This is a genomic window from Actinomycetospora sp. 2LY8.5 (assembly GCF_057180585.1).
Genome location: NZ_JBXUHE010000061.1, coordinates 22869 through 28868 on the forward strand (window position 1 = coordinate 22869; position 6000 = coordinate 28868).

A 6000-nucleotide genomic window follows, 5' to 3' on the forward strand; every position below is an offset into this window, starting at 1 on the left:
CTGCCCGCCGGAGGCCACACCCGCTCCCCCGCCACCTCGCTGTCGTCGGCCTGGTGGTCGCCGTCGCCTGTGCTGCCCTGGCCCGGCCCCGGGACGGGCGCGCACCCCGGGTCGAAGACAGGAGGGGAAGCGTGCCCGGCCCGAAGGGGCCGGGCACCGGCGCGCCAGCGCCGGCCCCCACCGGCTCGACCGTGGCGGGTGCGCGGTGAGCGCGGGGTCTCTCGGTAAAGGGGCAACAACTCTTCACCCGGGCCGCCGACGCCGAGAGGGCAGCCGCCCCCGGTCACCGGAGCGCATCGCGGCGGCACGGTCGGGTCGGGATCAGCGGTGGGCCCGTCGTCGCCAGCTCCGCAAGATCAGCGGCCTCAAGCGCTGCCGCGGGTGTGGGCACGCCGCGACGACCTCGGGGTCGGGTCCGACGCTCGGGGTGATCACCAACCCGGACGGCTCCCGGTCGGCGGCCTACGGCGGGCTGACCACGTGCGGATCGGTATGGGTCTGCCCGGTCTGCGCCGGGAAGATCGCCACCCGCCGCGCCGACGACCTGGCGACAGTGATGCGCGCAGTCGACGAGGCCGGCGGGTCGGCGTTCATGCTCACCCTGACCATGCGCCACGACCGCCGCGACCGCCTCGGCATTTCGGTCGATCAGCGCCACGAGGCCGAACGGCTCGCGAACATCACGCGGGACCTCAAGGTCAAGGCCGCGAACAAGTGGGACGGCGTCACCGCCAAGGACGTCCAGGCGGCGAAGAACGCGCACCGCGGCTACCTCGAGGAGCACGGCGGCTGCTGGGACGTCCTCGGCTACGCGTGGTCCGCGGTCACCTCCGGCGCAGCGTGGCAGCACGACACCGACGAGTTCGGCGGCCTGCTCGGGTGGGCCCGCGCGGTCGAGGCGACATGGAGCGAGCGCAACGGCTGGCACGTCCACATCCACGTCCTGCTCTGCTTCGCCGAACAGGTCTCCGCCGACCTCGTCTCCGCCGCCGTCGGGCTACGGATGTTCGGGCGCTGGCGCCGCGCCCTGGAACGACGCGGCTACACCGCCTCCGAGGAGCACGGGTGGGACCTGCGCCGCGCCCAGCTCGGCGACGGCGACCTCGCCGACTACTTCACCAAGATGGCCCACGAAGTCACCTCCGGGCACCGCAAGGAGACCAAGTCCCACGGCGGACGCACACCGATGCAGCTGCTCGGCGAGGCCGTCGACACCTACGAAGCCGGCGCCATGGCCCGCTGGTGGGAATGGGAAGCCGCCTCTGACGGCCGGCGCCAGCTCACCTGGTCCACCGGACGCCGCGATCTCCGCGTCTTCGCCGGCCTCGGTCGCGAGGCCACCGACGAGGAGATCGCGGCGGAGGACCAAGAGGCCGACGTCCGCCTCGGTCTGACCGCAGAGGGCTGGTCCTGGCTCCGTCGCCACGGGCGCGAGACAGAACTCCTCGACGCCGCTGAGCGTGGTGGGATCGGCGGAGCACAAGCTTGGCTGGACCGCTGGGGCCTGCTGTGGCGCACAGGTGAGCAGCCGAGGCCTCAACGCCGTCCTGATCGAAATTCGATGGGCTTCACTGAGGTGTTGGGGTAGGCCTGATCATGTCGAGCGTGGGCCGAGAAGTCGAAGGACGAAGCGAAGGCCCGGGGGTTGGTGTAGTGGGAACGAGGTTGGGAGTCGGGGTCGTCGTCCGGCGGGATGGCCAGGTGTTGTTGGGGAAGCGCGAGAAAGTCGGTGAGCGCCCGTCCTGGTCCCTACCAGGTGGCTGCGTGGAGGCCGGCGAGAGCTTCGAGGCTGCGGCACGGCGAGAGCTTGCCGAGGAGACGGGGCTCGTCGCGGGCGATGTGATGATCTTCGCCCTCGGCCTTACGCCCGTCGGCATCGAGGGCGACGCGATGTGGACGGCCGGAGCTGTCGTCGATGACGTAGAGGGCGAAGCACACATCGTGGCCGTTCACGAGTTCGCCACGCTCCAGTGGTTCGATGATGCATCACTGCCCAATCCACTCTTCGGACCGACGCGCTTCGTGCTGGACTCGCTCGTCGGGGCACCGACGAGTTCGGCACTCGCGGTCTACGGCCTGCGTAATCTCGGAGTACCGCTGTGACGGCGCTACACGTGTTCGACATGGATGGCACGCTCCTCCGTGACACCACCGCCAGCCTTGAGATCGCGCGACGACTCGATCAAGTAAGCGAGCTTGCCGACCTCGAACGACGGTTCGCGACCATGGAGATCACAGCGGCCGAGTTCGCCGTCGAGGTCCGCAAACTATGGGCCGACCTCGACGCGCAGCTCGTCGACGAGATCACCACCTCTGCGCCGTGGATCGAGGGCATCGCGGAGGTGTGTGACGACATCGCTGCGCGTGGCGAGACCTCGATGCTGATCACGATGTCGCCGGACTTCTTTGCACGCCACCTGCACACTCGCGGCATCGAGGTCGTCCGCGGCTCAGCGTTCCCGCCCCTGCCGTTCCGCGACCCGATCGATCCCGCTGCAATCCTGACTCCTACTGACAAGGTCCGCCTCACTGAAGCGGAGCGCGAGGCCCGTGGCCTGCCCGTCTCCGCGTGCGTGGCTTACGGCGACTCGATGTCCGACGAGCCCCTGTTTGCCCATTTAGGCAACACTGTTGCCGTTAACGCCGACCCGGGCGTGGAGGCTCTTGCACGGGTGGCCTACCGAGGCAACGACCTGCGCGAGGCCTACGCGCACGGGCGAATGATGCTCGACCGCGGGGTCCAAGCATGAGCCGCTGGCTGGTCACCGGCAGCAGCGGGCACCTCGGCGAGGCTCTCGTCCGGGTGCTGCGCGAGCGGGGTGAGTCGGTCCGCGGTCTCGACGTGCTCGCGTCCGCGCACACCGACGTCGTCGCCTCGGTCGCGGACCGTGACGCGGTCGCCCGCGCGGTCTCGGGGGTCGACCACGTCCTGCACACGGCGACCCTGCACAAGCCACACGTCGGCTCCCACACCCGTCAGCAGTTCGTGCACGTCAACGTCACCGGCACGCTGTCGGTGCTCGACGCCGCCGCGGCGGCCTCGGTCCGCAGCGTCGTCGTCACCTCGACGACCAGCGCGTTCGGGCGGGCCCTCACCCCACCACGGGGCGCACCCGCGGCATGGATCACCGAGGACGTCGCCCCCCGCGTGCGCAACGTCTACGGCGCCACCAAGACCGCGGCCGAGGACCTCGCCGAGCTCGCCGCCGGCGACGGCTTGCCCGTGGTCGTCCTGCGCACCTCGCGGTTCTTCCCCGAGCCCGACGACCGCGACGACGTCCGCGCCCGGCACGACGACGCCGAGCTGAAGGCGATCGAGTACCTGTACCGGCGCGTCGACCTCGGCGACGTCGTCGACGCGCACCTGCTCGCCGCCGCCCGGGCCCCGCGGCTCGGCTTCGCGCGCTACGTCATCAGCGCCACGACGCCGTTCACCCCCGAGGATCGCGCGGACCTCGGCCGGGACGCGCCCGCCGTCGTCGCCCGGCTCTACCCCGACATCGTCGAGCGGTTCGCCGCGCGCGGCTGGCGCGTCCCGGCGACGATCGACCGCGTCTACGTCAACGACCGCGCTCGTGCTGATCTGGGCTGGACGCCCCGGTGGGACTTCCCGGCCGCCGCCGAACTCGCCCTCAGCGAGGGGAGCACGCTCTCCCCGCTCGCCCGGACGATCGGAGCCAAGGGCTATCACGACCGTCCGACCGGCATCTACACACGGTAGAGACCCAACGAGCGTCGGGCCGCGTTAAGGAGTTTGCGTGGCCGTCGTGTGGGGTCTTGTACCCGTCCTGAGGAGGGCGGGTCCGAGCATGCCGAAGTCATCGAGCACGACGGTCGGAGCGGGCTCGGCTCTCCGCAACATCTCCACCTTCCTCGGACTGCGACTGAACGCTATGGAAGGCACTGATGCGGCATGCGCAGCCGCAAGGTCTGTTGTGCTGTCGCCGATCAGGACGCACCACGCCGGAACGCTGCCGAGCTGACTCATCGCCTGTTCGAGTAGATGAGGATTCGGCTTCAGCAGCGCTGGGTCAGACTCCTCACGAGAGCAGACATCCGCGACGAGCTTGTCGAGTTGGCGATCATCGAGGAAGCGACGAACGGCGGCGGCGGAGTTGTTGCTGACAATGGTCACTGTGCGGCCGGTGTCTTGGAACGCCTGCAGTGCCTCGACGACGCCCGGGGTGATCGGGGCGGTGAGGACCGCTTCCACCTCCAGCTCCCGGAGCCGGACCTCGGCCGCGGTCATGAGGCTGGGGTCTCGCTCGGCGATGACGGACAGCAGGGCGAGGGGGTCAGTCCCTACGTCCTCTGTGGGTAGGTCGGCGTCGATGCTCTCGGCGAGTCGGCGGGCGACCTCAGCGGCGGGAAGCTCACCGAACACGGAGCAGACAGGCCCATCGAAGTCCAGGAGGACGTGACGAACCGGCGCCATCACCTCGGCCAGTCGCTCGGCGTCGGTTAGGTCGCTCATGACTGTGCCTCAAAGGGCTTGGCGACGGTGGCCCACATGGACTCGAACCACAGCGCGGCCTGCTTGACCTGGTGGGATTCCATCGAGTCGGGGTCGGCGGCCATGGAGTGGTTCATCAGGATGGTGTCCTTACCCATCAGGTCCCACATCTTGGTGGGCTCCCCGTCCAGTGGGACCTCGTGCTCGACGACGGGGTAGTAGCCGAAGAAGACTTCGGTGGCGTTCAGCAGATAGACCTTGAACATCGGCACTGTGGGCATGACGCGCACCTCGGCGATCGCGTCCGGGACGAGCCCGAGGTCACGTAGCTCGTTGATCTCGTCGACGACGGCGAGGGTGTGGCGTTGCATGATCCGCGTCGCGCGCTTGCGGAACCCCGGACTGTCGGCCAGGTCCTCGACGCGCGCGGGCAGGGCCCACGGCCGAGTCGGATCGGGGACCAAGAGGCGCACCCGGACGGACTCGGGTCGGAGCCGGCCGGCCCTGATCTGGTCGAGGGGTTCGGAGATCGCGCCGTGCAGGGTCTCCCCCGAGAAGCCGGCGAAGTCGATGGTCACCCGCTGGTGGCCGAAAGCGCGCTCCAGATGCGGGCGCAGGCCGACAGGGCGCTCCGCGCGCTGCTTGACGAACACCCCGCTGCCCTGGCGGGAGACAACCAGCCCTTCGTCGCGCAGGATGCGGATCGCTTGCTGGATCGTCATCCGAGCCACGCCGTAGCGGGCCGCGAGCGCTGAGCCGGACGGCAGCTTCTCTCCTGGCTGCATGACGCGAGTCAGGATTGCGGCCCGCAGTGCGTTCGCCACCTGCTGGTACGGCGGCCGCGGGTCGTTCGGGTCCAGACCCTCCTGATCGGTCACGAGTCCAGCGTATGGCCGTGACCCACTTGTTGCCTAGCCATGTCAGCCAGGACGTGACATGGCTAGCCATGCTGTGCGACTATGTACATGGCTAGCCAAGCTAGGCCGACTAGCAGGGTCACCAACTCGCACAGGAGAGATCACTGATGGCTTCGCAGATGTTCGAGTTCGCCGGAGCGCTGGACGCCGCACAGATGACCGCGATCGCCACGGGCTACGTCGCGGACGTCATGGCCTGGGAGGACACGGCCAACGGTCGACGCCCGAGCAACATCCCTGAGATCGACCCCGTGACCGGGGAGACGTTCCGGGTCGCCGACACGCTCATGAACCTGGGTCGTGACGGACAGCCGGTGCTGGTCGGAGTCCGGTTCGCCTCGAAAGAGCTTCCCGAACTCACCCCCTATGCGCCGGTGGAGCTGGTGGGCCTGCGGGTCAAGGTCCGCGCGTCGCGCCAGGGCAAGGGCGTCGACGTGTCGTTCACCGCTGATGCGGTGCGCCCAGCCGGCCCGCAGCGCCAGACGCGACGTTCAACCGAGGGTGAGGCGGCTGCCTAATGCTTCTGTCAAGCGGCTTGGACCGGCCGATGGTCGAGACGGTAAGGCTGGCGGGTGCGCAACATGGCGTGCAGGACGTTGACCCGCCGGCGAGCGAGCGCAATCACGGCTT

At 69.3% G+C, this 6000-nt stretch carries 7 protein-coding genes; 5 read left to right on the forward strand and 2 right to left on the reverse strand.

Going from position 1 to position 6000, the window contains the following annotated elements:
- The first annotated feature begins 427 nt into the window (after window positions 1-427).
- Genes AC2A1K_RS33190 through AC2A1K_RS33205 form a run of 4 tightly spaced genes read left to right on the forward strand, consistent with a single transcriptional unit; the run spans window position 428 to window position 3721 of the window.
- Window positions 428-1588, forward strand: a complete 1161-nt coding sequence (locus AC2A1K_RS33190) for a rep family protein (protein WP_483900625.1) — start codon at window positions 428-430, stop codon at window positions 1586-1588.
- An 8-nt stretch (window positions 1589-1596) separates the two neighbouring features.
- A complete protein-coding gene (locus AC2A1K_RS33195) occupies window positions 1597-2103 on the forward strand; it encodes an NUDIX domain-containing protein (RefSeq protein ID WP_483900626.1) in 507 nt (168 codons plus the stop codon).
- A 20-nt stretch (window positions 2104-2123) separates the two neighbouring features.
- Window positions 2124-2750: an HAD family hydrolase gene (locus AC2A1K_RS33200; RefSeq protein WP_483900632.1), complete on the forward strand. Its 627-nt coding sequence runs from the start codon at window positions 2124-2126 to the stop codon at window positions 2748-2750.
- On the forward strand, window positions 2747-3721 hold the full coding sequence (locus tag AC2A1K_RS33205) for an NAD-dependent epimerase/dehydratase family protein (protein WP_483900627.1): 975 nt from the start codon (window positions 2747-2749) through the stop codon (window positions 3719-3721). The genes AC2A1K_RS33200 and AC2A1K_RS33205 overlap by 4 nt, the downstream gene beginning before the upstream one ends.
- A gap of 24 nt (window positions 3722-3745) precedes the next feature.
- Here the strand turns inward: AC2A1K_RS33205 and AC2A1K_RS33210 are convergent, their stop codons facing one another.
- Together AC2A1K_RS33210 and AC2A1K_RS33215 are read right to left on the reverse strand one after the other, a co-directional pair.
- Window positions 3746-4474 (reverse strand): HAD family hydrolase, encoded by a 729-nt coding sequence (locus tag AC2A1K_RS33210; RefSeq protein WP_483900628.1) that lies wholly within the window; start codon window positions 4472-4474, stop codon window positions 3746-3748.
- Window positions 4471-5331 carry a GntR family transcriptional regulator gene (locus tag AC2A1K_RS33215; protein ID WP_483900629.1) on the reverse strand — a complete coding sequence of 287 codons (861 nt, stop codon included), beginning with the start codon at window positions 5329-5331 and terminating at the stop codon, window positions 4471-4473. The genes AC2A1K_RS33210 and AC2A1K_RS33215 overlap by 4 nt, the downstream gene beginning before the upstream one ends.
- Window positions 5332-5477: 146 nt before the next feature.
- Here AC2A1K_RS33215 and AC2A1K_RS33220 point away from each other — a divergent pair, with 146 nt between their 5' ends.
- Window positions 5478-5888 (forward strand): hypothetical protein, encoded by a 411-nt coding sequence (locus AC2A1K_RS33220; RefSeq protein WP_483900630.1) that lies wholly within the window; start codon window positions 5478-5480, stop codon window positions 5886-5888.
- Window positions 5889-6000: the final 112 nt, after the last annotated feature.